This is a genomic window from Paenirhodobacter populi (assembly GCF_004022215.1).
In the GTDB taxonomy this organism is placed as follows: Bacteria; Pseudomonadota; Alphaproteobacteria; order Rhodobacterales; family Rhodobacteraceae; genus Rhodobacter; species Rhodobacter populi.
On the sequence record NZ_SAUZ01000015.1, the window covers coordinates 85,056 to 110,447 of the forward strand.

General features: G+C 60.8%; 20 protein-coding genes and 1 pseudogene. 10 read left to right on the forward strand and 11 right to left on the reverse strand.

All coding sequences use genetic code 11. The features are described 5' to 3' along the window. Positions 1-149: 149 nt before the first annotated feature. Positions 150-1,046, forward strand: a complete 897-nt coding sequence (locus tag D2T30_RS13675; protein ID WP_128209315.1) for a LysR family transcriptional regulator — start codon at positions 150-152, stop codon at positions 1,044-1,046. 202 nt (positions 1,047-1,248) lie between these two features. Here the strand turns inward: D2T30_RS13675 and D2T30_RS13680 are convergent, their stop codons facing one another. Both D2T30_RS13680 and D2T30_RS13685 read right to left on the reverse strand, forming a co-directional pair. Continuing rightward, positions 1,249-1,578: a conjugal transfer protein TraD gene (locus tag D2T30_RS13680; RefSeq protein WP_380730359.1), complete on the reverse strand. Its 330-nt coding sequence runs from the start codon at positions 1,576-1,578 to the stop codon at positions 1,249-1,251. After that, positions 1,517-1,843 (reverse strand): conjugal transfer protein TraD, encoded by a 327-nt coding sequence (locus D2T30_RS13685; RefSeq protein WP_128209316.1) that lies wholly within the window; start codon positions 1,841-1,843, stop codon positions 1,517-1,519. The genes D2T30_RS13680 and D2T30_RS13685 overlap by 62 nt, the downstream gene beginning before the upstream one ends. A 179-nt stretch (positions 1,844-2,022) precedes the next feature. Between D2T30_RS13685 and traA the strand changes: the two genes are divergently transcribed. The 4 genes from traA (at position 2,023) to D2T30_RS13705 (ending at position 11,800) form a co-directional block, all read left to right on the forward strand. Continuing rightward, positions 2,023-5,007, forward strand: a complete 2,985-nt coding sequence (gene traA, locus D2T30_RS13690; protein WP_128209317.1) for a Ti-type conjugative transfer relaxase TraA — start codon at positions 2,023-2,025, stop codon at positions 5,005-5,007. A gap of 395 nt (positions 5,008-5,402) precedes the next feature. Continuing rightward, a complete protein-coding gene (locus D2T30_RS13695) occupies positions 5,403-7,352 on the forward strand; it encodes a TIR domain-containing protein (protein WP_128209318.1) in 1,950 nt (649 codons plus the stop codon). After that, positions 7,349-8,905, forward strand: a complete 1,557-nt coding sequence (locus D2T30_RS13700; RefSeq protein WP_128209319.1) for an argonaute/piwi family protein — start codon at positions 7,349-7,351, stop codon at positions 8,903-8,905. The genes D2T30_RS13695 and D2T30_RS13700 overlap by 4 nt, the downstream gene beginning before the upstream one ends. A gap of 633 nt (positions 8,906-9,538) precedes the next feature. Next, positions 9,539-11,800: a hypothetical protein gene (locus D2T30_RS13705; RefSeq protein WP_128209320.1), complete on the forward strand. Its 2,262-nt coding sequence runs from the start codon at positions 9,539-9,541 to the stop codon at positions 11,798-11,800. A 131-nt stretch (positions 11,801-11,931) separates the two neighbouring features. Here the strand turns inward: D2T30_RS13705 and D2T30_RS13710 are convergent, their stop codons facing one another. Genes D2T30_RS13710 through D2T30_RS13725 form a run of 4 tightly spaced genes read right to left on the reverse strand, consistent with a single transcriptional unit; the run spans position 11,932 to position 16,242 of the window. Next, a complete protein-coding gene (locus D2T30_RS13710; protein WP_164884306.1) occupies positions 11,932-12,600 on the reverse strand; it encodes a hypothetical protein in 669 nt (222 codons plus the stop codon). Next, a complete protein-coding gene (locus D2T30_RS13715) occupies positions 12,597-14,567 on the reverse strand; it encodes a DUF3732 domain-containing protein (protein WP_128209322.1) in 1,971 nt (656 codons plus the stop codon). Before D2T30_RS13715 ends, D2T30_RS13710 begins: the two co-directional genes overlap by 4 nt. Beyond that, the gene (locus D2T30_RS13720; protein ID WP_128209323.1) at positions 14,567-15,067 is read right to left on the reverse strand and encodes a three component ABC system middle component; all 501 of its coding nucleotides are present in this window, start codon (positions 15,065-15,067) and stop codon (positions 14,567-14,569) included. The genes D2T30_RS13715 and D2T30_RS13720 overlap by 1 nt, the downstream gene beginning before the upstream one ends. Beyond that, positions 15,064-16,242, reverse strand: coding sequence for an ABC-three component system protein (locus tag D2T30_RS13725; RefSeq protein WP_128209324.1), 1,179 nt, complete (start codon positions 16,240-16,242; stop codon positions 15,064-15,066). The genes D2T30_RS13720 and D2T30_RS13725 overlap by 4 nt, the downstream gene beginning before the upstream one ends. Before the next feature lie 570 nt (positions 16,243-16,812). On the opposite strand from D2T30_RS13725, the gene D2T30_RS13730 reads away from it, so the two are divergent. From D2T30_RS13730 to D2T30_RS13750, 5 genes are all read left to right on the forward strand, one after another. Next, the gene (locus D2T30_RS13730) at positions 16,813-17,028 is read left to right on the forward strand and encodes a helix-turn-helix transcriptional regulator (RefSeq protein WP_128209325.1); all 216 of its coding nucleotides are present in this window, start codon (positions 16,813-16,815) and stop codon (positions 17,026-17,028) included. Continuing rightward, positions 17,018-17,263 carry a hypothetical protein gene (locus D2T30_RS13735; RefSeq protein WP_128209326.1) on the forward strand — a complete coding sequence of 82 codons (246 nt, stop codon included), beginning with the start codon at positions 17,018-17,020 and terminating at the stop codon, positions 17,261-17,263. The genes D2T30_RS13730 and D2T30_RS13735 overlap by 11 nt, the downstream gene beginning before the upstream one ends. A gap of 66 nt (positions 17,264-17,329) precedes the next feature. After that, complete coding sequence (locus D2T30_RS13740) at positions 17,330-17,749, forward strand: putative toxin-antitoxin system toxin component, PIN family (protein WP_164884307.1); 420 nt, start codon at positions 17,330-17,332, stop codon at positions 17,747-17,749. Next, positions 17,746-18,000, forward strand: a complete 255-nt coding sequence (locus D2T30_RS13745) for a toxin-antitoxin system HicB family antitoxin (protein ID WP_128209328.1) — start codon at positions 17,746-17,748, stop codon at positions 17,998-18,000. Before D2T30_RS13740 ends, D2T30_RS13745 begins: the two co-directional genes overlap by 4 nt. A 70-nt stretch (positions 18,001-18,070) precedes the next feature. Further along, the gene (locus D2T30_RS13750) at positions 18,071-19,720 is read left to right on the forward strand and encodes a recombinase family protein (RefSeq protein ID WP_128209329.1); all 1,650 of its coding nucleotides are present in this window, start codon (positions 18,071-18,073) and stop codon (positions 19,718-19,720) included. Here D2T30_RS13750 and D2T30_RS13755 read toward each other — a convergent pair. The 5 genes and pseudogenes from D2T30_RS13755 to D2T30_RS13770 all read right to left on the reverse strand — a co-directional run bounded on the left by D2T30_RS13755 (position 19,613) and on the right by D2T30_RS13770 (position 25,366). Then, positions 19,613-20,257 carry a hypothetical protein gene (locus tag D2T30_RS13755; protein WP_241651280.1) on the reverse strand — a complete coding sequence of 215 codons (645 nt, stop codon included), beginning with the start codon at positions 20,255-20,257 and terminating at the stop codon, positions 19,613-19,615. The genes D2T30_RS13750 and D2T30_RS13755 overlap by 108 nt on opposite strands. Positions 20,258-20,290: 33 nt before the next feature. Further along, a pseudogene (locus D2T30_RS24020) lies at positions 20,291-20,410 on the reverse strand (hypothetical protein); the annotation flags it as partial. 418 nt (positions 20,411-20,828) lie between these two features. Further along, a complete protein-coding gene (locus D2T30_RS13760) occupies positions 20,829-21,230 on the reverse strand; it encodes a hypothetical protein (RefSeq protein ID WP_128209330.1) in 402 nt (133 codons plus the stop codon). A 93-nt stretch (positions 21,231-21,323) separates the two neighbouring features. Beyond that, positions 21,324-22,640, reverse strand: coding sequence for an McrC family protein (locus D2T30_RS13765; RefSeq protein ID WP_128209331.1), 1,317 nt, complete (start codon positions 22,638-22,640; stop codon positions 21,324-21,326). Further along, positions 22,637-25,366: an AAA family ATPase gene (locus D2T30_RS13770; protein ID WP_206612960.1), complete on the reverse strand. Its 2,730-nt coding sequence runs from the start codon at positions 25,364-25,366 to the stop codon at positions 22,637-22,639. The genes D2T30_RS13765 and D2T30_RS13770 overlap by 4 nt, the downstream gene beginning before the upstream one ends. Between the last annotated feature and the right edge of the window lie 26 nt (positions 25,367-25,392).

Consider the following 25,392-nt stretch of genomic DNA (forward strand, 5'->3'; position numbering starts at 1 on the left):
AAGCCGCTGGCGGATGAGGCGATCTGAGAAGGCCGGCGCAATCCGCCGATGACGGCATTGTCCAAAAGCTAGACGTGTTTCCGTTTATGGAGAACTGAGCTACAGTTCCAAATACTCCTGACGAAACTGTCAGCAATGGAATTGTGCTTATGGATAGTCTCGGATCGCTCAACGCTTTCGTCCAAGCGGCAGATACGCGCAGCTTCACCGCTGCCGGGCAAAAGCTCGGTGTTTCCTCGTCGGCAATCAGCAAGGCGGTGGCGCGGCTGGAAGAACGGCTAGCCGTGCGCCTTTTTCACCGCTCGACGCGCACCGTCACGCTGACGCCGGAAGGTGCGTTGTTCCTCGAACGCTGCCGGCGCATCTTTTGCGAGATCGAGGCGGCTGAGCTGGAGCTGTCGCAGACCAGGGGCGCACCGCGCGGCAAGCTGCGGGTGAGCCTGCCGCTGGTCGGAATGCTGATGATGCCGACGCTCGCGGCCTTCATGCGGGCGTGGCCCGACATCGAACTCGATCTGGATTTCAGCGACCGGCTGGTGGACGTGATCGAAGAAGGCTTCGACGCCGTGGTGCGCACGGGCGAGATCAGAGACTCCCGACTGATGATGCGCACGCTCGGCACCTTCCCCTACAAGCTGGTTGGCTCGCCGGCCTATTTCGGGGAACACGGCACTCCACAGACGCCCGCCGATCTGTCAGCCCATCGCGGCCTGCGTCATCTCTATCCGAGCACCGGAAAGATTGAAGACTGGCCGTTGCACGGCAAAGGCAATCCCGCGACCGCCGATATTCCGACCGCAGCCGTCGCCAGCGCCATCGAGCCGCTGATCTATCTGGCCGAACAGGGACTGGGTCTCACCTGCCTGCCGGACTTCGCCATCCGCGATCAACTCGGAAAGGGGTCGCTGGTAAGCGTGCTCGACGATGCGGTCCGGCACTCCGTCACGTTCCGCATCCTCTGGCCGTCCAGCCGGCACCTGTCCCCGAAGCTCCGCGCCTTCGTGGACTTCATGGGGGAGAACTTCATCCCGGCTTCGCCCGGGTAGCTAAAGCCGCTATCCCCTCCGCCGCCCCAATTGCCACGACACCGAACCGCCCTACACGACGCCCTCGACTTCGCGGACGAGTTGGCGGTCGATCATAAACCTCCATGGATAAGTCTATCCGTTCCGTTGTCTTTGCGCGGCGTTGCCGCGCGATGGCGGGCGACGCTGCGATATGTGGGGTCTCCGCGCCGCCCGCCATCGGTCACGCGCGATCCTGCGGCGGTTGAGTTCTGTCATGCGCGCGTGCCGGACGTTCTGCCTCGAACGCCTGTTTCCCCTTTCCGGTCCACAGTTCGCGCGCTCGTTCGCCGTCCTCGCTGTTGAGCTTGTCGGCCATCCAAAGCAGCGCCCCGTAGATCGTGGCGCGATCATCGCCAGTCAGTTCCACCACGCCCGCCTTGGCGACGAGGCCCCCGAGTTCAATCAGATGCCGCGTTCGCTTGCGGCGCTCGACCTGCCATGTGCGCATGTCATGCCGCGCCCGTGCCGCCTGATGCCGGTTGCGCGCCGCCCGGTTGCGTTTGAGCACCACCGCCGTCGCGGTCAGGCGCTGGTGCAGATCGCCGCGACCGGCCCTGAAAGAACGCCGCACCGCGTTTCGCCCATGCCTCCCTCTTTCCGGCATCGTTGGTTTCCGCCAGCACGATCAGCGCACCGGCCAGCTCCTCGGCGGTGAGCGCATCGGCCCCGGTGGCGATCACCAGTTCGCCGAGCTGCTGCACCTTCCGCGTTTTCAGTTCCCGCGCCTTGTCTTCCATCGCCTTCAGTTCCGCGTCGTAATCGCGTGGTTTCCGCATTCCAGTGTCCTTTCCCGTTCGCAAGTGGTTGATGCGGTAAGGATAGTTGCGCAGACGGCGGAACGCAGTATTGTTGCCGGGACGGTCTGGCACGGCCCGGTCCATCCCGAGATTTTTTCGAGGGAGGGCGCGCTTATACGTCGTTCCGACGTGCGCTTCGCCGTGCTGCTGATGTCGCCATGGCGATCTATCATCTTCACGTCAAGGTCATCGGCCGCAAGGCGGGATCGAGCGCGGTGGCCTCTGCCGCCTACCGCTCGGCCTCGCGGATGCGCGACGAGCGCACCGACCGCATGCAGGACTTTTCCGCCAAACGCGGCGTTGTCCATTCCGAGGTGATGCTGCCGGAGAACGCGCCGGAGCACTGGTCCGACCGCGAACGGCTCTGGAACGATGTCGAGGCTTTCGAGGTCCGCAAGGACGCGCAACTTGCACGCGAGGTGGAGTTCGCCATTCCGCGCGAGATGACGCAGGCGCAGGGCATCGAGCTTGCCCGCGACTTCGTCCAGGCCGAGTTTGTCGATCAGGGCATGATCGCCGACCTCAATGTGCATTGGGATTTCGCCGAGGACGGCAGCCCCAAACCCCATGCCCATGTTATGCTGACCATGCGCAGCGTGAACGAGAACGGTTTCGGCCAGAAGGTGCGGGAATGGAACCGCACGGAGATGGTGGAGCGGTGGCGCGAACGCTGGGCCGATCATGTCAACGAGCGGCTCACTGAGCTCGACATAGACGCGCGGATCGACCATCGCAGCCTTGAGGCGCAGGGCATTGGGCTTGAGCCGCAATGCCAGATCGGCGCACCCGCGCAGCGGATCGAGGGCGAAGGCATGGAAGCCGCAGACCGCGCCGACATGCACCGCGAGATCGCCCGCAACAACGGCGCACGGATCATCGCCGATCCATCGGTAGCGCTGGACGCGATCACGCAGCAGCAATCAACCTTCACGCGCCGCGACATGGCGATGTTCGCGCACCGGCACAGCGACGGCATCGAGCAGTATAACGAGGTCATGGGCGCGATGCGCAGCTCGCCCGATCTGGTCGAGCTTGGACAAGACGGACGCGGCGAGGATCGGTTCACCACCCGTGACATGATCGAGACTGAACAGCGCCTCCATCGCGCCGCTGACCTCATGGCCGAGAAGGAACGCCATGAGGTCAGTGACAGGGACCGCGAAGCCGCATTGACGCGCGCCGAACAGCGCGGGCTTGTTCTGTCCGGCGAGCAGGCTGATGCGCTGGCGCATGTCACGGATGGGCGCGATCTTGGCATTGTCGTCGGCTATGCCGGGACGGGAAAGAGCGCCATGCTCGGCGTGGCGCGCGAGGCATGGGAGGCGGCAGGCTACGAGGTGCGCGGTGTTGCCCTGTCCGGCATCGCCGCCGAGAATCTGGAAGGCGGATCGGGTATCGCCTCCGGCACCATCGCCAGCATGGAACATGGCTGGAAGAATGGCCGCGACATTCTCACCAGCCGCGATGTGCTTGTCATCGACGAGGCGGGCATGGTCGGCACGCGGCAGATGGAGCGCGTGCTGTCCCATGCCGCCGAAGCCGGTGCAAAAGTAGTGCTGGTCGGCGATCCGCAGCAGTTGCAATCCATCGAGGCGGGCGCGGCGTTCCGTTCGATCCATGATCGTCATGGCGGCGTCGAAATCCACGAGGTTCGCCGTCAGCGCGAGGACTGGCAGCGGGACGCAACCCGAGATCTGGCGACCGGCAGAACCGTCGATGCGATTCATGCCTATGACGCGCACGACATGGTGCATGAAGCGCAGACCCGCGAACAGGCCCGTGACGATCTGATAGACTGCTGGGACCGTGACCGGCAGGCGTCACCGGACGCGAGCCGCATCATCCTGACCCATACCAATGCCGAGGTGCGGGAACTCAACGAAGCCGCCCGCGACCGGATGCGGGCGGCTGGCGATCTTGGCGAGGACGTGCCCGTGACGGTCGAGCGCGGCGAACGCAGCTTCGCCGCTGGGGATCGCGTCATGTTCCTGCAAAACGAGCGCAGCCTTGGCGTCAAGAACGGCACGCTCGGGACTATCGAGCAGGTCAGCACGCAGAGCATGACCGTGCGCACCGATGACGGGCGCGGCGTCAGCTTCGATTTGAAGGACTACGACAAGCTCGACCACGGCTATGCGGCGACCATCCACAAGGCGCAGGGCATGACCGTGGACCGCACGCATGTTCTGACAACACCCGGCATGGACGCTCACGGCAGCTATGTCGCCCTGTCGCGACACCGCGACGGCATGGACCTGCATTATGGCCGCGACGATTTTGCCAGTCAGGATCGTCTTGCCCGCACCCTGTCGCGGGATCGGGCCAAAGACATGGCGACGGACTACGATCAGCAGATCAATCCGGAGCAGGACTATGCCGAACGGCGCGGCATCACCTTCCGCGCCCGGGTTGCCCAGATCATGCGCAGACTGATGCCGGAACGGCTGCGTGATGCGGTCGATGGAATGCTTGACGGGTTGCGCCATCCCGGCGACGGCGTGCCTGGCGCTGATGTTGTGAAGCAGCCGGAAAGGGATAGCGCCGGGAAACAGGGGGCGGAGAGGCAGGCCGGAGAAGACCCGGAGGCAGCGTTGCGGCGCGCCCGTGGCCGGGCCTTTGTCCGCCATGCCCGCGCCGTGGACGCGATCTTCAAGGCGCAGGATCAGGGCACCAGCGCCAGCCCGGAACAGGTTAGGGAACTGCATGACGCCCGCGCCGGATTTGATGAACTCCGGCCTCACGGCTCACACGATGCCGAGGCAGTCTATAAGACGAATCCCGAATTTGCGGCCGATGTCGCATCCGGCGATCCTGATCGCGCCGCGCCCGCCAGACGCGCCCTGCAACTGGAAACCGAGATACGCCAGAACCCCAATCTGCGCGCAGACCGTTTTGTGGAACGCTTTCAGGAACTCCGGCAGGCCAGCGAAAGCAGGTATGCGGCGGGCGACTATTCCGGCCACAGGGCCGCACGCGCGGAGATGGGCAATATGGCGATGAGCCTCGAACGCGATGCGCAGATGGACTCTCTGCTCCAGAGCCGCAAGCGGGAGCTTGGCATCAGCATCGACACGGGCCACAGCCTCGGCCGGGACCTCGCCATCAGTCACGGTCTCGGCAGGGGGAGGGGTATCGGATTGTAAAGTGAAGTATCGGAACTGATGTGTCGCATCGGAAGGTACGGCCCTGAGCTGCCGTTTGACAGGGCGCTGTGCCGCCCTGCGGCATTCCCCAGACCGGCCATTCGTGCCGCACGCAGCAATTTCGACTGGTCAGTGCCAGCGACGCGGGACGAAGTGAGTTTTCGCTGCGGCTGCGCCAAAGTTTGCTGTGACGAAGCCCGCTAAGTAAAAAGCGGTCGTTTCCGCCCGGTGACAAAACGTATGGATATCGGTTGTTCTTGCCGTCGGATGGTTGAGGACCTGTCATGCGACCGTATCCAACAGGTACCCTAGATTCACTGTTGGGATATTAAGTTAGCATGTCTGTGTAGTAAATCTTGAGTGTAAACCGGGCTAAATGTCGATATATAGAAGTTATGCATACCGACTTCTCTGCCTTATCGCCCTCTGAGTTCGAGGCGCTTTCAGCCGACCTGATCGGTCGTGCTCTTGGCATCCGCTTCGAGCAATTCGGCGAAGGAGCCGATGGTGGGATAGATGGACGCCACGCGCCGGAGGCGCAAGGCCTGACGATCCTACAAGCTAAGAGATACGAGAGATCTGCTATCTCAGCTTTGAAGCGTGAAATGTCGAAGGAGCGGGCGAAGATCGATCAGTTGGCGCCCGATCGCTACATCCTGTCGACGTCTGTAGCGATGACGCCACAACGAAAGCAGGACCTCGTAGAGATTTGCGGCCCCGCCATCCGATCTCCGGGAAACATCTTCGGGCGCGAGGATCTTGAGGCGCTGCTACGCGCTCATCCTGACATCGAAGAAGCTCATCCCAAGTTATGGACCCCCGCGAGCGGGCGTACGCTGAAGCGGATGCTGAATGAAACGCTGGATGAGCGCGAAGGCCGCTTGACGCCACCTTCGGTCCTTCAAGCGTTGCTTCCAAAGCCAGGGATCGGCAGCAAGGTGGAGTCGGAGGCGGAAGCGCAAAGGGATACTCTGTTCCTCGTCGGAGCACGCCCCGACCACGATCAGTTCATTCTATGGCTCGGTCCAAAGCTCGAAGCGCACGGGTATCGCGTTTTTTCCGAGATCCAGACCCTCGAGCCTGGAGACAGGTGGCACAAGGAGATTGGAGTGGCGCTGGAACACCGCGCTGCAAAGGTGCTGGTGGTGTCGGGCGCGGCCACCCGGGCAAATGAAGACGCGATGGACCTGATCGACAGGGCGAAAGTGCTTGCTGCAAGTCTTGGCGACACTCGCCTGATAATCCCATTACGGATCGAGGATGGGGCCAAGATTGATGGCCTCCGCGATGCGACGCCTGCTGATTTCGCGCGGGGTTGGGCAGAAGGGCTTTCGAAGCTTCTCGAGACATTGCGCCGCCAAGGCGTGATGCGTCGATCTGAGGACATCGTGGTCGCAGCTCAATGGGACAGCTTCCGCAAGCGCGGTGCTGTTCCGCTGGTCCGCGAGCCAGAGTCCTTGGTCTCGAATTGGATTCAGATATTGGAAATGCCCGATGAACTCCACTTCTACGAGGCGACGGGAGCAGTCCAAACCGGCGTCCTCAAGAGACGGGTGCAAGGGCTGTCGTTTCCTGCCGTAGGGCATGAGCGAGGCGTGATTACTTTCGCAGCGCCGCCTGATATTGAGGAAAGCCTCGGAGGTGTGGCGAAGTTGCGCCTGCGTACATCTGTGCCGGTTGTGGATGCAGTGGATAAGGGTATGCCCGAGATCGGTGTCGCAGGACGCGATTTGTCGAACATGCTCACGGGCCTGCTGCGCGATGGATGGGAGCGGCACTGCAGGAAGATCGGCATGGTCGCTTACGCGTATTCCAACGGCGATGGTTTCCATGTGTCCCCCAGCCAGGTTGGAATTGGTGAACGGGTACCCTGGGGCCGGCAAGGCGAGCGCCGGTCGTCGATGCTGCGCAACATCGCCCGAAAGCATGTCTGGTCGTATGGGGTTACAGCGATTCCTCGGAACTGGCCTTTCTGGCACTTCCGCCTGAAGGCGCGCGTCCTTTTCGCGGAGGACAACGATACAGAGCAGGGCGGACGCATAGACGACCCGAAGAAGATGCATCGCCTTCGCAGATCGGGCTGCAAGGGTTGGCGCAACAAGCAATGGCATGGGCGGCTTCTGGCATTCCTTCAGATCATGTCCGGTGAGTCCGCCTACATTCGGGTTTCGCTGGCTCCGGGTCAGGACATGCTTCTTTCATCTGAGCCCCTTCTCTTTATGTCACCGGTCAGCACCGCACTTCCAGACGTGGGCGACCCGGATGCCGAAGAGCAGGACGAAAGCACGCTCGGTCGGCCAGGGGCTGACGACGAAGATGCTGTGCCCGAAGGAGACGGTACATGAGGTTTTCCGAGGCACACTTGATCGTGGATCACTTCGACGAGCCAGAACTCGACTTCTGCCATGACCAGAGAAGTCACCACCCAAAGGATGGCCTTTATCTATATGGACCTCATGACGGCCCAAGGAAGCCTCGAGAGATTCGAATTGGGGTTGTCGGAACGTCGGACGGGGTCGGTCACTTCCGCTCATGGAGCCGACGGCTGCTTTCGGGGATACCGGTGCCGCCTCCGGGGCCGACGGAGAAGAAGGACCGCCTTCATCTCGCGGATTTCGCCGGACTTGAAGAGACGTTCGGCGTTACGTTCGATCCAGATCGGCTCAGGGCCCTGACGGTCGAGTTCGACGCTATCGAGCGCGCGACGAGGGTGCAGAACATGCACGAGGCCGTCGATGCGGTCGCCCGTATCTACACTGAGCGCGTCCACAAATTCAGGCGGAACGAAGAGGGATCGATCGACGTATGGATATTCGTCGTGCCCGAGATAGTCTACGAGCGCTGCCGTCCGGAATCGAGGCGGACCGGTCTGACCCTCGTCGCCGGAAAAACGCCCAAGAAGCAGCGCGCAAGGTCACCCCAGTCATTCCTTTTCATGGACGAACGGTTCGACCCGCGCATCGAGGACGTGTTTGACGACATTCCCGACTTCCGTAGGCACATTAAGGCGACCTTGCTCTCGATCGCGCCATCTCAGATCCTGCGCGAGTCGACCCTCGAACCGACAGCGTTCACCAACAATGCGGGCTATCCCAAGCGAACCACCCAAGACCCGGCGACAGTGGCGTGGAACATCGCGACGGGGCTTTACTACAAGACTCAGGACCGACCGCCCTGGAGGCTGTCGAACGTGCGCGAAGGGGTATGCTACATCGGGATGGTCTACAAAAACCTCCCGAACAACCGCGACAATCACGTCTGCTGCGCTGCGCAGATGTTTTTGAGTGAAGGCGATGGCGTGGTGTTCCGCGGCGCGAATGGCCCTTGGAAGACCGGCGAGTACGAGTACCATCTAAACGCTGACGCCGCTGAAGAGCTTCTTAGGACTGTGATCGAAGCGTACCGGGAGTTGCGCTCCGAACCTCCCAAGGAGCTCTTCATCCATGGGCAGGCGTCGTTCAACGACGAGGAGTGGAATGCCTTCTGTCGCGCGGCACCGAAGGGGACGAATGTCGTTGGCGTACGGATCAGGCCAACGGGTGGTGACGCAAAGCTCTTCCGTGCAGGCGACTACCCCGTGATCAGGGGAACGGCCCTAAATTTGGACGAGAAGAATGCCTACCTTTGGACGAGCGGTTACGTCCCGCAGTTGGATACGTATATTGGGCCTGAAACACCCAACCCGCTTTTGGTGACGATCTTGCGCTCAAAGCATCGACAGCCAGAGATGCGGACGGTTCTTTCGGACATCATGGGACTGACAAAGATCAACTACAACTCGTGCAACTTCAATGACGGGCTTCCCGTAACGGTTCGCTTCGCGAAGATGGTCGGCGACATTCTTGTGATGGGCTCGGCGCGGGAGGGCGGCCCGCAACCATTCAAATACTATATTTAGCGGGGCTGCTCTCGGGCATGTGTTCAGATAGCTGAGGCAACGACGGCCCATAACGGACGGTCGATGCGGGAGGATGCCGCACGGCGGCATTCTCGCAGCGGCCTGTTAGTCAGCTCTGCAGAAAATACTGAACTGATGCGGTGGATGCCACCATCACTGCGGAGCGGTAGTTGGCGTTTCAGCCTGTTGATACAGTGCTGCTGAGCCCGGACTACCTAGCACGGGTGGCGGCGATAGCTGCACGGCGAGGCACGCCAAGTATGCGCAAGATACCCCATGGCGGCGGTGTAGTACCTGCCGCCGCCGCTGCGAGGCTGGCGTTACAGCGGGAAAATCAGCCAGAGCGCTGCTACCTCACCCCCTTGCCATTAATCGCGGTTGTGGCGCCTCGCTCCCGGCTATGGCGCGCCGTCGCACAGGATTGAGAGGCCAGCGGCAACCGGCACATCCGCTCTCAGGGCAGTGGCGGGCAACACCGAAAGACGCGCGTGCAGCGCGGCGTGCGTGGTTTGCGGAAGCTGCACAATGCGGTCCCTTATGGAAGCCACCGTGCGTTGTTCTGCGTTGTTCCGAATCGAATTGACCCGGCGCCTCGCTGCCTGTAGAAGTTATGGTACAACGGAGAACAACACCATGACCGATCGCAAGTTCACTGCTTCGAAGACCAGATCCAACCGCCCGGGATGGAGCGTCACCTTCCGGCACCCTGTTCGCCGTGACAGCCGCAATGAATGGGGCCTCAAGGTAAGAAAAGGCCTTGGAACCTCTGATGATGCGGAAGCGGACCGGCTGGTCGGGCAACTGAATAAACTACTGCAGGACGAGTCCTGGTGGTCTGGCGATCGGCGCAAGGATGCAGCACTCGAGTTCGACGACATCGTGGTCTCCGCATTCTTCGACGGAATCGAAGCGGAAGTGCATGATGCGGAAGCGAGCCGCTCGGCTGTGATCGCACTCCCCACCCGCGACGACGGCTACAGCACGGTGCTGTTTCTCGGAACAACGGGCGCCGGCAAGACGACTTTGCTGCGCCATATCATCGGTTCTGACCCGGAGACTGATCGTTTTCCGTCGACCTCGACAGCCAAGACGACCACTGCCGATATCGAGATCGTCGTTGCACCCGGCGACTTCTCCGCTGCCGTGACGTTCATGCCCGAGCATGAGGTACGCGCGCACATTGATGAGTGTATCGAGGAGGCTTGCCTCGAAGCGATCCAAGGCAAGTCGGACGCGAAGATTGCTGCGGCCCTTCTTGAGCACCGGGAGCAGCGGTTCCGCCTTTCGTACATTCTCGGCGGATGGAATACCGCTCACGAGAGCGACGACGACGATTTCTCTTTCGAAGACGAGGCAAAGCCGGACACCGCGATCAGCGAAGACGAGGAAGTCACGGCAGAAGAGATCGAAACCCAGCGCGTTCGCCTGCTCGGCTTTGTCAATGCCATCAAGGATCTTGCGAAAGAGACGGGTACCTTCTGCGAGGCGCAGATCGGTCGGCTCAGCGATGAGAAGTCGGCCGACGGCAAGGCTGCATGGCTTGAGCTGTTCGGCGTCGAGGCGTTCAAGAACCCTCGGTTCTCGACGCTCGCTCTGGACCTGATGGACGAGGTCGCCGAGCGGTTTGACCGCATTGAGGTTGGGAACACCGAGCGATCCACAACTGACTGGCCGACCATCTGGACCTATGTCAGCGATGACCGTGATGACTTCCTTGCTGCTGTTCGCTGGTTCTCGAGCAACCATCACAAGCAGTTCGGTCGGCTGCTCACCCCCCTTGTCGACGGCATTCGCGTTCAGGGACCGCTGTACCCTGATCTCGATGATCAGGACGAAGAGTTGAAACTGGTGCTTCTGGACGGTCAGGGCCTTGGCCACACCGCAAGCAGTGTCTCCTCGGTTTCTACTCGCGTGACCAACAAGTTCTCTCGCGTCGACATGATCCTCCTTGTCGATAATGCGCAGCAGCCGATGCAGGCCGCCCCGCTTGCTCTCCTTCGCGCGATTGGCAGCTCAGGCTTCGCCGACAAGCTGGCGATCGCCTTCACCCACTTCGATCAGGTCAAGGGTGCGAACCTTGGTTCTTTCGACCAGAAGCGCGACCATGTCCTAGGCTCAGTCGGCAATGCCATCTCGAGCCTCCGAGACATTGTGGGCGCAGGCGTAGCGGGTGCCGTCGAACGGCAGGTCGATGTGCATTCCGTTTTTCTTGGTGGCCTGGACAAGCCGACTGCAAAGCTGCCCGGTGGCTTCAAGCGCCAACTGGAAAAACTGGTCGAGATGATGCGCTCGGCTGGCACACAGAGCGAAGAGACGGACTGCAGCCCGATCTACGAGCTCAAGGGCCTAGAAATTGCCATGCATGATGCAATCGATGCATTCAGAGATCCTTGGCGGGCTCGTCTGGGAATTTCCTACCACGATGGTATCTCCAAGGAGCACTGGACGAGGATCAAAGCCCTGAGCCGCCGCCTCGCTTCGCGTTGGGCGGACGAGTACGACAACCTGACACCAGTGGCCGACCTTCTTGCTCGGCTGCAGGAGGAGGCTTCAAAGTGGCTGGACCGACCTGCCGACTGGACACGGCCTCCGCACACCGATGAAGAACGCGAATTGGCCCTCGACCGGATCCGCAGGACAGTATTCGCGCGTTTGTACGATCTGACGAAAACACGGCTGACAGATGACCAAGTAGCCAACTGGCGAGAGGCCTTCGATCACAGCGGACCAGGGTCAGCAATGCGCAGGGCCCACACGATTGAGGCCATTCATGATGTGGCCGCGCCCCGGATCAGTGCAGCGATGACTTCTGATGCACGTCTGTTCCTGAGCCGCCTGCATGAAATCCTGCGTGAAGCGATCAAGGATGCCGGGGGGCAGATCACGCAAGCTTAACGTGCGCCTCCCCCAAATTCGCGATCAGACGTGGCCGGTAATGAGCGCTGATCAGGCCGGAATAACCTGCATCAGGCACCGGATATCATCAGGCGCTGGATATCTGAATATGACCTAATTCTAAGCATAAGCTATGCTATCCGAGCCACGGCTGCCTCTCTCTCGCCCCCATTTTCAAAGACTTGCATTTCGACACATTCGTGGGCTTTTACGATCCGCAGAATGATAGGAAATTCAATCGCATGTGGAGCATACGTTTTCTCATCGGCCGTAAGATTCCTCGCCCAAGCATCAAGAGGGATAGATTGGCCTACTAAATCCTGACGGACTAAGGCTCTGGCATGCGCCACAGCATTTGCGTTGGCTTCTGGCCTAGACGCGAACGCAATAGCGCAGCCAACTTGATTTGTGTGGCCGAAGTCACCCAAGGCGAAGTTTAACCAGTGGATTGCAGGGCGCCCGTCGAGCTCCAAGCCCGCTAAGATAAAGAACAATCCGGGATCAGCCACTCCAAGCGCAACCGCCTTTTCACGGCACTGCGAATAAATGCGCGCACCGATTACCCTCAATCGCTGGGCAATCTCAGCAGGGCCGCAACCTTCAATCCCACTTTCGATTAGCGCTTGCCAGGCCCCATCCGCATCGGGGCCATAACCAGCCTTCGCTCCTACCACACGATTATTGATCGCAACTGTCTTATCCGCATGCCCCGCACTGCCGTTGTCCACTGCATTGTGTCGCAACGTATCTGCAGCCAGCGCCGCGCCCTCTTGGAGGGTTATACCCATAATGATTGTCATGATCTGGAACCGGTGCTTGCCATCCATTCCAACGGCACAAGCTTTTCGCTACCGCGCCATTCGTCGACCAAGTGGATGTTATCAATCCCGTTCCAGACCTCTTGGGCGGCGTGGTCAAGCAAGACCACCTGGAGTCGACCCTCTGCGAGAATCGTCTCCGCGCTGACTGCCGCGAAGACCTTTCTAACCGCTTCGATGTCCTCATCTCGCCACTCGCCCTCGTCAACCTCCTCCGAATGAACTCCCTTGGGGAAGTAGACCTGGCTTGGCTGGTCGTAGATCAGAAACCCAGGCACGGGGTGTGCTGGAGTTTTCAGAAAGAATCTCTGAAGGGCCAGGGAAACAGACACGTGGTAGGCAAGCCAGTTGGCACCACTGCCGATTTCCCAGAGGTAGTCATCGCGTGTTCCCTGAACAACCTTAATGGTAAGATCGGGAACTACGATCTTGATAGGCGCGTCGGGCCACTCGGCGTCTAGCTTCGGGATGATCTGACCGGCAATATTTTCGATCGTCGCGAGTGACGACTGCATAACTTGGCGAATTAGCTGCTCAGAGATTATTGCTCTTAAGGGACTAATCTTGCCCTTCAGGGCCTCTACTTCCCCTCTGAGTTCCGAGTCTTCGCCTGACCTCCCGTACAGCTTCAGCGCCTGCTCGAGCCGACCGAGATAGCGTTCAACTTGGTCGGCGCGGTAGATTTCCGCTCTGGCTGCCTCAGAACGGCGCTCCAGATCAGCAATCTGGGCTCGTAGGGCACCAAGCCGCGCCAAGCTTTCTTCCGCTTGGGCGCGCAGTCTGTGCCGCTCCTTATCCATCTTGTCGCTGACCGTGGTTCGGGAACGGATTTCAAGTTCGAGTCCGTCGAGTGCCTCGCAGAGCTTGTCCAAGTGATCCTTGCCTTCCGGCGCGATTGCTTCCAATGGGGCGCGACCTTCCTGACCCAGCTGCCTCAGCCAGTCCGAGATCGCCAGCCTGTCGCGTTGAATATGCAGGGCGGACCCATAGCTCTTGCTGCTTTCCAGCAGGCGGCTGATTTCCATTAGCCGCTGTCGGAGCCGAGACAGCGTGGCTGACTCGTCGCTCTCAAGTGACCGCAGCCCTTCAAGCTCTGCTATCGTGGCCTCGATCGTCGTCATGGTTGGGCGCGCTGCCCGGTAGTTGCTTTGCGAGAGCGTTCGGAGTGCGCCCAACATCTCCAGCCACTCCGAGGGTGGCGGTGTATCGCTTTGGATCAGCCCAAATTCCCGGCCCTGTTGCAGCCAGACTTCAGCCTCGCTCATCCAAACTCGAACCGCGGAATTCACGTCACTGAGCGCGGCCTCTCTCTGACGAAGAAGGCGCTCCAGCCGCTCCAATTCCCATCTTGCCGCTAACGTCTCCTGAGTAATGGCATTGAGAACATACGGAAAAATTGCCTTTAGTTTTTCCCTGTGCTCTGTGGTGTCAGCTTTGAAGAACAGGACGTCGGGGTTCGCGATGATGTTCTGTGGCTGGAACGTGAATGCCATAAGATCGCGAAAGCTCGTCCGGTCACCTGAATAGCCCTCGGAGTTCGGGTCCATGCCCAAATTTGACAGACCGGATAACCGATTCAAAAGCGCGCGAACCTGATCCGTATTTGAGTTCTTGGCCTCAATACGGTGTGGGATTTTGACGGTCTCTCCTTCTGCAAAGTACATATCTCCAGTCTGTTTCTGGTCGCCCGGCTCTCGGCGAGCGAGCAGCTTTTCACCTTCGACTGTGCTAATAACAACACCGAACCACTCACAGCTTTCGCGTATTGTACCTACCGGGATGGCGCATTTATTTGAGCACAAGCAGTAATCAATGATTGGAATGACTGCTGATTTTCCTGTCTTCGAGGCACCGCTAATTACATTGACCTTTCCGGGAGCAAACTCAATCACTCGAGGATCAAAGTCACCCCGCGGCCAGAGAACAAGCTTGAGAATTTGAAACTGCATTACGCGACCACCTTCAGCGCATGAAAGACTTCAGAAGTTTTCAAGGCTGAAAACCAAATGCCAAGCCTTTCTGCCCCTTTTACCTGTACTTTGACTCGCTCGCTCAGCGAGGGATCGGCAACTTCGAGCGCTAGCAATCTTGCAGTTTCGTATTCGATTGCCAATATCCCGCTCCGTTCGCCAAACGCCAATGAGTTAAGGCTAAGCTCTTTAAGTGCAAGACATCGCTCATGGATCGCAAACAATTCCTCGCGCCTCTCTGATAGCTTTTCGCAAAACTTGCCAAGGCCTGAACGTGCTTGTGTTCCAACGACTATGTCAAGCGTTGGGCGATGAAGGCAGAGCGGGAGTACTAGGAATGCGAGGAGCATGTCGGAAGGTTCAGCTGTGAGCTGCGCTTGGAAGGATCGCCCGTACTTCCAGATGAGCATCGCCCCAAGGGCGGGGTTTTGCACTCGCTCAACTTCACTAAGGTAATCATGGCCGCGTTCCGGCGTCATGTGGCCTCGTCATCCAGCAATTTGTCGAAGTCAGGGTGCCAGCCGATTTCGCGCCGATCAGCAAGAGCGTTGAGGCTTCCCGACATGAAGTGTTCCGGTACAATTCTGGCTTCCAGCGCCATCGGCGAAGATTGAGAGCATCTTGAATACAGTAGGCGTCCCTGTTCCTTCTCGCTGAGGCTCTTGTTTACCAGCCCGACTTCGGTTTTCAGGTTCTGGTGGCGCCTGAGAAGGGCACTGTCGTACTCATTCATGCTACCCTCGAAAACTATTCCTTCCTCGGCCCAACGAGTGCGATCCCCTGTGGTGCGAAGAAAGTCACTGGCGGCTCGTGTCTTCTCATCGATGTTCGAATCTACGAGATCAAGCTGTCTGATGAAGCAGGGCGATTCAGAGACCGTAGACTTGATAACCTCGTCTGTGGGTGCATCGGCCAGAGAATGCAGAAATCGCTCAGAGTCGTGCGCAGAAATAAACGCGTGAAACCGTTTCCTGAACGCTGAAGCACTGATCACAGGAGGCGCGCCGCTTCTCATTGTCTCGTCGATTAACTTCAGGGCATCGCCTATGCCATATCGAACTGCCGCCTCCTGCATTTCCCTGCGCACTGTTGCATCGAGATGCGCGAAGATTGGTGCAATTGGATCGCTATCGCTATTGACAAGAATGAAGTTGCGTATGAGGTGTCGCCGCAGGGCTAGGTCTGTACCAAGTACCTTAAGAAGGAATGGTTCGCACTCTGGCGCCGATGCCAGCTTGCTCCGCTTCTTGGCGATTTCCGCGATCGCCGCATCTATTTCATTATCAGTCCTAAGGTCACTTAGTTTCCCTGAAAATCCATGGATTTTCTGAGGAACAACATACATCTGGATGCTCGTGGTTTCAGGGCTGAGGAGCCCAGCATTCGAATTGTCGATCCAGTTTGCTATCGTTTTCCAGAAGTCTACAGACCAGTTGGAAGTAGGGTTGCCGGTGAGGGCACTCTTGCACTGCTCCGCGAGCACTACTTTGTCGCCCACGTGCACCGAAACGTCGTCAACGTGTTCAAGGCCGACATAGGCGCCACTGGGACAAGTCAGCAAATGGAAGAACAGCCGCACTGGCTGCAGGGCGTATCCGAGATACTGTCCTGGAGCGCTTCCTTTGGCCTTCTTAAGAGTTACCGCGTCGCTCAAATTTCGGTCGCTCGCTTCAAAAGTACTCTAGATTATGGTGGATTAAATGCCAGTCTTACATAAGGCGACGGGTGTGTGAACTGTTTTGTCAAGGTGTCCCTCGCTTGTTCCCGTTGAAGCGGACGTCGGCTTTCCGCCCGCTCAGCGCACCGACGCGACCACTGCACTACAATCTGACTAGGCGACCGCTTTTCCGGTTTCGCTGTGGCTGGCATGCCGCACCGCGGTAAGATCGCTCTCCGCCCGATCTGCTCTTTGCCCGCGTGAGCCGCCTTGCGGTACCGCAGATGGTTGGAAGGTCTTATAGCTACGGTGTTTGCAGCCTGGCGCTTGCCCTTGCCGACCGCGAGTGCGCCTTGGGCATCTGGAGCGACTCAGGCCGCAACCTCACTGGCACCCACCGCATCGACCTCGTATAGGGCTGGGGTCTCCGACTGTAGAACCGTCCCATTTACCGCCGTTTCTACGCCATAGCCCTCCTGTGCTTAAATATCTCTTGAACAACGATAAATCGCTGCTCCGTCTGGTCCCTGCAATCGTCAGAAACAACCAGCAGGAGGGAGTAAGACCATGAGCCAACCAGACCGCATCATCCGCCTTGATACTGTCCGCGACCGCACCGGCCTGTCCCGGTCCACCATCTACCGCAAGATCGCCGAAGGCACCTTCCCGCGGCAACTGAAGATTAGCGCCAACGGCGCGGGGTGGCGGGAATCCGACATCGACCGATGGGTTGCCGATCCCGTCAGATGGCGACCGGAGGCAGAGGCCGGTCATGGGCGATGACGGACAGCGCCCGGGCGGAGAGAGACCGGCGAACGACAATCACCCGCTCAACGGACAGGGTGCCGGGAACGCAGCCGATGCCGCCGAACGGCTGGACGCGGTGGTGCTGACCATCGCCCGGCTGATCGGCAGGCGCATGGCGCGCGAAGACTTCGAGAAAGCGATGCGCGCCGCCAACGACAATGCACCACCGGGCCGCGACGGGGGCGGGCAGGATGCAGATGATGTGGAATGAAGCCAACGCGCGAGTTTGTGGGTCGAGATATTGACATCACATGAGATGTCAATATATGGTGTGAGCATGAGACTGGTCTTGGACACCAATGTCATCGTGGCCGCGTTCCGCAGTCGCAACGGCGCAAGCAACCTGCTGCTGCGGGCGGTTGACCGGGGTGTGCTGACGCCGCTTTGTTCGACGGCGCTGTTTCTGGAATATGAGGCGGTGCTGAGCCGGGAAGAAATCCGGGCGGCAACGGGTCATAGTCTGGAGGACGTTGCGGGGGTGATGAGCGCGCTCGCTGCCGTGTCCGAGGGCGTCGATATTTCGTTTCGGACGCGGCCCATGCTGTCCGATGTCGCGGATGAGATGGTGCTGGAAGCCGCGCTGAACGGGCAGGCCGAGGCCATCGTGACGCATAATGTCAGGGACTTCCGCCCGGCACTTACGCTGGGCGTCACCATCGCAACACCGGGAGAGATCGTCAGGAGGTTGAACACATGACGCAGACCCAACGCTACAAATATCCGCTGCAACTGCCGCAGTCGCTCAAGGAGACGGCGGCGCGGCTGGCGCAGGAGGATGGCGTGTCGCTTAATCAATGGATCGTTTCAGCGGTTGCGCAGAAGATCGGAGCGGTAGAGACCGCCGCCGATTTCCTCAAGGCGCGCGCAGGCACGGCGAAGCGCGGCGACCTGACGGCATTTCTGGATCGCGCGCCCGATGTGCCGCCGATGCCGAAGGACAAGATTTGAACCGCATCGCGAAGTGCTTGCCGACTTTGGGACAAGATAACGAGGACTGAGTCGAACGGAGATTACCGCCATGACCCGCGCCGCTCTTTACGCCCGCTATTCCGACGACAAGCAGAACGAGGCGTCCATTGAGGACCAGTTCCGGCTCTGCCGCGAACATGCGGGGCGGGAGCGGTGGCAGATCGTGGGCTCGTACGAGGATGCGGCGATTTCCGGGGCCAGCACGATCCTGCGTCCCGGCATCCAGCGGCTGATGAGCGATGCTCAACAGGGCGAGTTCAACATCCTGCTGGCCGAGGCGCTGGACCGCATCAGCCGCGATCAGGCGGACGTGGCGACCCTGTTCAAGCACCTGAAATTCGCGGGCGTGACCATCGTGACGCTGGCCGAGGGCGAAGTCACCGAACTTCATGTCGGGCTGAAAGGCACGATGAACGCGCTGTTCCTGAAAGACCTTGCCATGAAGACCCATCGCGGTCTGCGGGGCAGGGTGGAGAAGGGCAAGGCGGGCGGCGGGCTTTGCTATGGCTACAAGGTGCTCAAGAAGCTGGACGGGAACGGTGAGCCGATCCGGGGCGACAGGGAAATCGTCTCTGAGGAAGCAGAAACCATCCGGCGTATTTTCCGCGAGTTCGCATCCGGCAAAAGCCCCAAGGCTATCGCTGTCGATCTGAACAAGGAGGGCATTCCCGGCCCGCTGGGCCGTGCATGGGGCGACACCAGCATCCGGGGCCACCGCAGTCGTGGCACAGGCATCGTCAACAACGAGCTTTACGCGGGTGTTCTGGTCTGGAACCGGCTGCGCTTCGTGAAAGACCCGTCCACCGGCAAGCGCGTCTCCCGCCTGAACCCGGAAACCTCGTGGATCAGGACGGAAGTGCCGCATCTGCGGATCGTGGACGATGCACTCTGGAACGCGGTGCGCGAGCGCCAGAAGCAGATCGCCGAAATCTTCGGCCCGAACCCGGCCAATACGCGGGAGGGCCGCATGAAGCGGCTGCATCTGGCGAACCGGCCGGTTTCCCTCCTTTCCGGCCTGATGACCTGCGGCTGCTGCGGCGGGAAGATCGGCATCATCCTGTCGGACCGGCTGGGCTGCCTGAACCACCACCGGCGCGGCACCTGCGACAACAACCGCACCATCCTGCGCGAGAAGCTGGAAGCGCGGGTGCTGGCCGGGTTGCAGGAGCGGCTGGTCTCGGCCGAAGCGGTGAAGGAAGCGGTTCGCGCCTATGTCGAGGAAACCAACCGGCTGAACCAGCAGCGTCGGGCGCAGCATGACATTGACCGCCGTGCGCTGGCGAAGATCGAACGCGCCATCGCCGGGATCATCACCGCCATTGAGGACGGCATGTATCAGCCATCCATGAAGGCCCGGATGGACGAGCTGGAACGCCAGAAGGCAGAGATCGCTATCCGCATGGCCGAGGCCCCCGCCGACATGCCGGACGTGCATCCGAACGTGGCCGCGAACTACAGCCGCAATGTCGCGCGCTTCGCCGAGGCCCTGAACGATCCCGATGGTGGAAGGCAAGCCGCCGAGGCGCTGCGCTCGCTGATCGGGGAGGTGATCGTCACGCCCGGCGAAAAGCGGGGCGAGGTCCATGCCGAGCTACGCGGCGAGTTGATGGGCATTCTCGGTATTGCCGCCGCCCAGCCGGAACAGGGGCGAATGCCAGTTATGTTCCCGGTGGCCGCAGGCCCCCGCAACCAATACTAATTCTACACTTTGCATAACCTCCTGTTCGCAGGAGGTTTTTTGTTGTCCGGACAGCTGATCCATCTTCAGGCTCACGGCCAGGATCCCGGCCAGATCGCCGTGCAGCGTCAGCTCGAGGCTGTTGCGCCTGCCCTTCGTCGGAACCGGCGTCGCGACGATCTTCCCGATCAGGCCCCGGATCGCCTCGCGGGCCTCGCCCTCGTGGTCGGGTTCGGTCAGGCCGCGCACTAGAGCGCGAATGCGGTCCTGCCAGGTATCGGCCATCTTTGGATGGATCCGCGTCGTCGCCGTCGGGGCAGGGGCGGCGGCCAGGTCCTGTTCCAGTTGCTTCTGCCGTGCGGCCAGCTGCTCCATCTTCGCCTTGATCCGTTCTGGCGGGGTGCCCGCCAGAAGCGCGTTCACCAGAATGTCCTGTTCCCTGATGACCTTGGCCAGATCTCTCTCCTTGACCGCCCGATCATCGACATGGGCGGCCGCGAGGCGGTTGCGCTCGGCGATGTATTCGGCGGCGAAGACCTTGACGAGTTCGGGATCCATCAACCGCTCGGACAGGATCGTCAGGATCCGGCCTTCCAGCTCCTGCCGGGTGATGCCGGTGCGGTTGCCGCAGACCGAGGTGCCCTTGTTGCGGGAGTTCGAGCAGCCGAACCGGTCCTTGCCGATCGTCGAGAAGCCGCCCCCGCAGCAGCCGCATTTGACGAGGCGTGGTTAGAGGCCGGGGCAAGGGGCCCTAATCCCTTGCCTTGGCTCGCCCAATATGCCGCCCGGAGGTCGTCCGGTGCGTTATGGCGAAATGGCTCGCCGGGCGTTCTGAGGACTAATCAGAAATCTGATTTGTGAAAGGGGCACGTACAAGTCAGGGTTCCGCCGTAATTTGAGAATGCGGGCAGAACTTAGCCATCAGCCTAAATCCAGCTTGTTTCTGCCTCCTTCGGTCTGGATTCGCTTGTAGGGCTCGCGTCGCCTTGGTTTCGGCAGTCGTCACGAACACTGTTTCAGGTAACTCTGCTGCGCAGTGTTCATCATGCCGTCCAGAAAGGACATCCCCAGTGGGCTGCCGGATATGTCCGGCATCTGGCCGTGGGGCCGCGTTCGCGCAGTACCTTTGTCAGCTGGTCGGGATGATGTGCCGGAGCATGGATCCGAACACCAATGAGAAGGCCATGGCGTCTTGCTGGTTCAGGTTGCCAATCGTCGGGACCGTCGGCACCGGCCGGGCGGAGAGCCGCGCCACCTCTGCCGGATCCGCATGCTGGTCGGCCTCCGTGGCGGCGCCGATCTTCTCGATATCGGCGACCGAGCGGGTTGCCACCCCGCACTCGATCTCCCGGAGTGCGCCGCATTGTTCCGGCGAGAATCGCATCTGCCGGTGGCAGCGTGGCGAACTGGGCCGCCGCTGGCATGGCGAGGGGGCAGAAGGCGACGACGCGACCTCGCCTTCCGCTGTCGCTCCGTGCAGTTGAAAGACCTGTCTCGCCAGGTCCACGCCGATGATCGAGACTTCCTCCATAGCCTGTTCCTCCTGATCCTGTCTGGACCACTGTGGCACATAGGTGCCGTCAGGAGGGGCTGCTCAACCCATCATCAGAGCCACTCAGACCTTTTACTCTTTCCCAAAAACCAACTCTCTCAAGGACGCGGTCTGTTTGGCTCTTGGCGCCACCAGATCATGGGTTGCCACGATCAGTCGTTTTTCGGCCTTCGGCTCTGCTATGTTATATGTCTGGTGGATCTGTTCCTGCGGCAGATCGCCGTGATGCGGATAAAGCAGCATGACCCGGTCACAGTCATAAAGCTGCGCATAGGCCATGAGTTGATATACATCCGACTGGCTGATCCCCTGTTTGGGATCATCTATCCGGGGCACCATGCGCTTCCATTTAGTGTCGATGATCAGCGGGATCCGTTTTCCGTTGTGAACGATCAGATCGGGGCGGGTTCGGAAACGGCCTTTCTTGTCATCGGATGTGTGATGGCCCTCGTAAAGGCAGGAGAGATACCCGCCCTGAGCCGTAAGCCCGTGCCCACTTTCCACGAGCGCGAGGCGCAGGACCTGCTCGATGTATTTCTCGAAAAGGGTGTTCATCGGGAACAGGAGCGTGTGGCCGGAAACGTTGCCGAGGCTAGTCTGCTGATACCGGCCCGAGAGGAATAATCGGGCAAACGCAAGCAGATCGCGCCAGCGGCCGTTTGTGCGGTCAAGCGTGATCCGCTCCCATGCGATCGCCCGCGCCGGCAGATCGGCGATGCCATCGTAGACGAGCGCGAGTTCACGCAGCGCCCGGCGATTGTCGGGCGAGAGGGCGATGCCCGACAGTCGGGAAACGGTCGCACGCATGACATGGTTCAGCGCGATGTCGGGCGAAAGCACGTCATGGCGGCAGGCCAGCCGATGCGGGGTCGCCGCCAGGGTGGAGAACTGCCGCGTGACGTTCAGCCGCCCGCGCAGGGCTGGAAGGTCGTCCTCATGGTTGACGTAAAGGCGCGGCAATCCCTGTCGCACGGCTTCGGCGAGCTTGTGACAGAACAGGCCGATCAGGACTTCGAGCACCGTTTCGCTCTGCCAGCCGAGCCCGGTCATCGTTCCGGTCTCGACAGGCAGGTCATGGGTCACGGCCAGCATGTCGATGAGGCGCCTGCGCAAGGTCCCCTTTTCGACGCCCTTTCCCGCCTCATCGCCGGCGCCTTCGATCTTGGGCAGGATCTCGAGCTGAAATCCGGGCGTGGCGATCACGCCCACGATACCGCGCGCCCGCAGGCCCTTGCGGCCGTGTTCCAGCACGCCTTCGGCGCCCCCGCCCGAAAAGCCCGATGCCTTCGCCAGCGCGGCGATCCGGTCGGCATGAACCTCCGGGATCTCGTCCGCCCCGTCGCCATAGGGAATGTATCCCCATTCGCAGATGCTGCGCGAAAGGGTCATGGCTGGAGGTTCTGGTAACTGAATGCGCCTTCCTTCATCTTCCAGCGGTAGCGCGGGGCCATCTCATCCCCAGCGAGGCCCGTGGGGGCTGTCAGTCGCCTGCGGACGAGAAAGGCCCCATCGATGTCTCCTTCCTGCGGTGTCAGATCGCCCAGAACGGCGGCCACTTTCGACCAGTCCTCGTAGAAATACTCCGCCAAAAGCGGAATGATCTTGTGGCGCATGACATCATCGACATCCTCTTTCGTCTCGCAGCGGATGAAATAGGCATGCCCGATCTGATGGTCCCGGTCGAACAGGTATTCGATGCGGTCGTTGAGCGTGGTCAGAAGCTTTCGCAGGTCGATGCCGTCGACATTCGAGGACAGGACATTCGGGTCCGGCATCAGCTCCCTGAAGGTGAAGCGGCGGCGTAGCGCGGTATCCAGAAGCGCGATCGAGCGGTCTGCCGTGTTCATGGTGCCGATGATGTGCAGGTTTTGCGGCACGCCGAAACGTTCTCTCGAATAGGGCAGCTTGATATGCAGTTCGTTGTCACATCCAAGGCGCTTGTCCTCCTCCAGCAGGGTGATCAGCTCTCCGAACACCTTGGAAACATTGGCGCGGTTGATTTCGTCGATGATGAGCACGAAGGGGTCGGGTGCGGCGGGTTCTTCCGGGGTGCGGCTGTTCATGTAGCGTTCAAGCACCGGAACGTTCAGATCCTCGGGCACGAGGGGATACAGCGTGAGCTGCGAGAATTTTTTACGGTAGAACTCGGTGGCAGGCACGCCTTCCGCATCACTCCACAGCCAGCGCACCGCACGGCGGTGGCCATAGTCGCCCTCCGGCCGGGGATGGAATTCATATTCACCGGTGACCTCGCCCACCGCGCGCACCAGAAGATTGCCCCGGGTGACGATCAGGATATCCCCGGGCTTCAGGCGGTTGCGGAAGATGTCGGTCATGCGCACGCTGGGAGAACCGGGTTTGACCCCGGCCCAGTCGTCAAGCCTTTGCATGGCAGAGGCGATCTCGGCCGGCTCGGCAAAGCGCGGGTCCGACCAGTCGAGATCGGCGAAACCGAAGATGGTGCACCCCTCGGCAAGCGCCTGTGCGAACAGCGGGGCATCCTGCGGCAGGGCGCTGTTGCCGATCGACATCTTGTAGACCTGTCGCCCGTCAAGGTGCAGCGCACTGGCCGAGCGACCGCGATCCCTTTCCGCGCTCGACGCGATCCGCCGGAAGATTCCGGGAACCGGTTTCAGCCGGAACCCCGCCGATGTCGCGGGTTCGTCCCCGTCGCCATTCGTTACTGGCCGCAGTCCTTCCACGAAATCCTCGTAGGACATCGACTGGTGGAAGGTTACGAACTCGATCCGCCCTTCCTCTGACAACCGCCGGTAGACCTTCATCAGTTCGCCGTGATCTTCCGGGACCGGCTCGCCACACAGCAGCCGCACGGCTTCGGCGGCAGTGGCGTATGTCTTGCCCGTGCCGGGAGGGCCGAAAAGGATCAGGTTGGTCGGTTTGGTGTTCGACATGGACAGTTCTCCAGCGGGGACCTCAGGCATCGAGGCCGTCGGGATCAGGGAAAAGGTGTATTCGGTCGAGGCCCCCTGCACGGGCCCGGTGCGCCGCGGTTCGGAAACCGCCGCAAGGGTGCGGAACTTCGATCCTTCCAGCGCCTGACAGACATTCGCCCAATTGCGCACAAGGCCGCTCATGCCATGCAGATCTCCGACGCGGATGGTAACAGCGGGCCTGCCCGCTTCGCGTGCGGGCGCGATGAAATAGTTGAGCGCGACGAGGCGCGCGCGCTCTGCTCCGCGCATCAGATGGGCATGGCTCTCGGGCAGCGGCAGGGGCTGGTCGCTTTCGTCGGTGATGACATACCCCGCATTGTGCAGCAGCGCCGCAGCGGTCTGCGGCTGGCTCCACCCCCCGCTGAAAGCGCTTGCCGGTTTGTGCAGCAGCTTGCCGACGATGGGTTTCGAGGGGAACCGCCGGTCCGGGCGCGGCCTGGTTGAGCGCACCCAGTAGCCCGTCGGTTCCTCGAAGCCTGCGAAGTCATCGGCATGGGCGCCGGACGCGCGATATTCCTCAAAGTCGTCCATCGCCGCTTCGACCGCGTCGCGAGAGAAAGGGTTTTCCTCCCCTTCGGCTTCGGGGCGCAAAAGGCGATACCCCAAAGCCTCCAGTCGGGCGAAGGCCTGCGGCTCGCCGAAACCGCCGAAGAACTGCTTCGTCCCGGGGGTCCGGCCGCCGGGCAGATGCCCCATCGCGGCAGCGACCACTGCCTTGGCGGGGTAGTTGCGTTCTCCGCGATCCTCGCCCGCCACCCAGACCTGAGGCTTGACGAAGCCACCCCGAGCCAGAAATGCCGCAAGGCCAAGCCGGTCGCAGTCGTCCATCGCCGCCTCGATCTCGGCTCGGGTCAGACGCGCCACCTGTGCCTGCTGCGTGGCTCGGTCGGGGGTGGCGTTCTGTTCGGTCAGGAACGCATGGTAATGCTTCAGCGCCTGCTGGAGGCTGGCAAGACCCGTGCGCAGGTCGCCGTCAATGGGCACCGGGGAAGGGTTGGGGCGTCCCGCGCGCGCATCCTCGGCCGTGTAGTCAAACCGGTTCAGGAGGTTGTCCAGGTTGTCCTGCGCAAGCCGCTCGTCCAGATCGCCCAGATACTGTTCCGCGCGCCTGGCGCTGCTCACCCGCGAGGAGGCCGTCGCATCCGCTTGCCCCTCATCCATCAACCATTTCCGGAATTCTTCCTGCT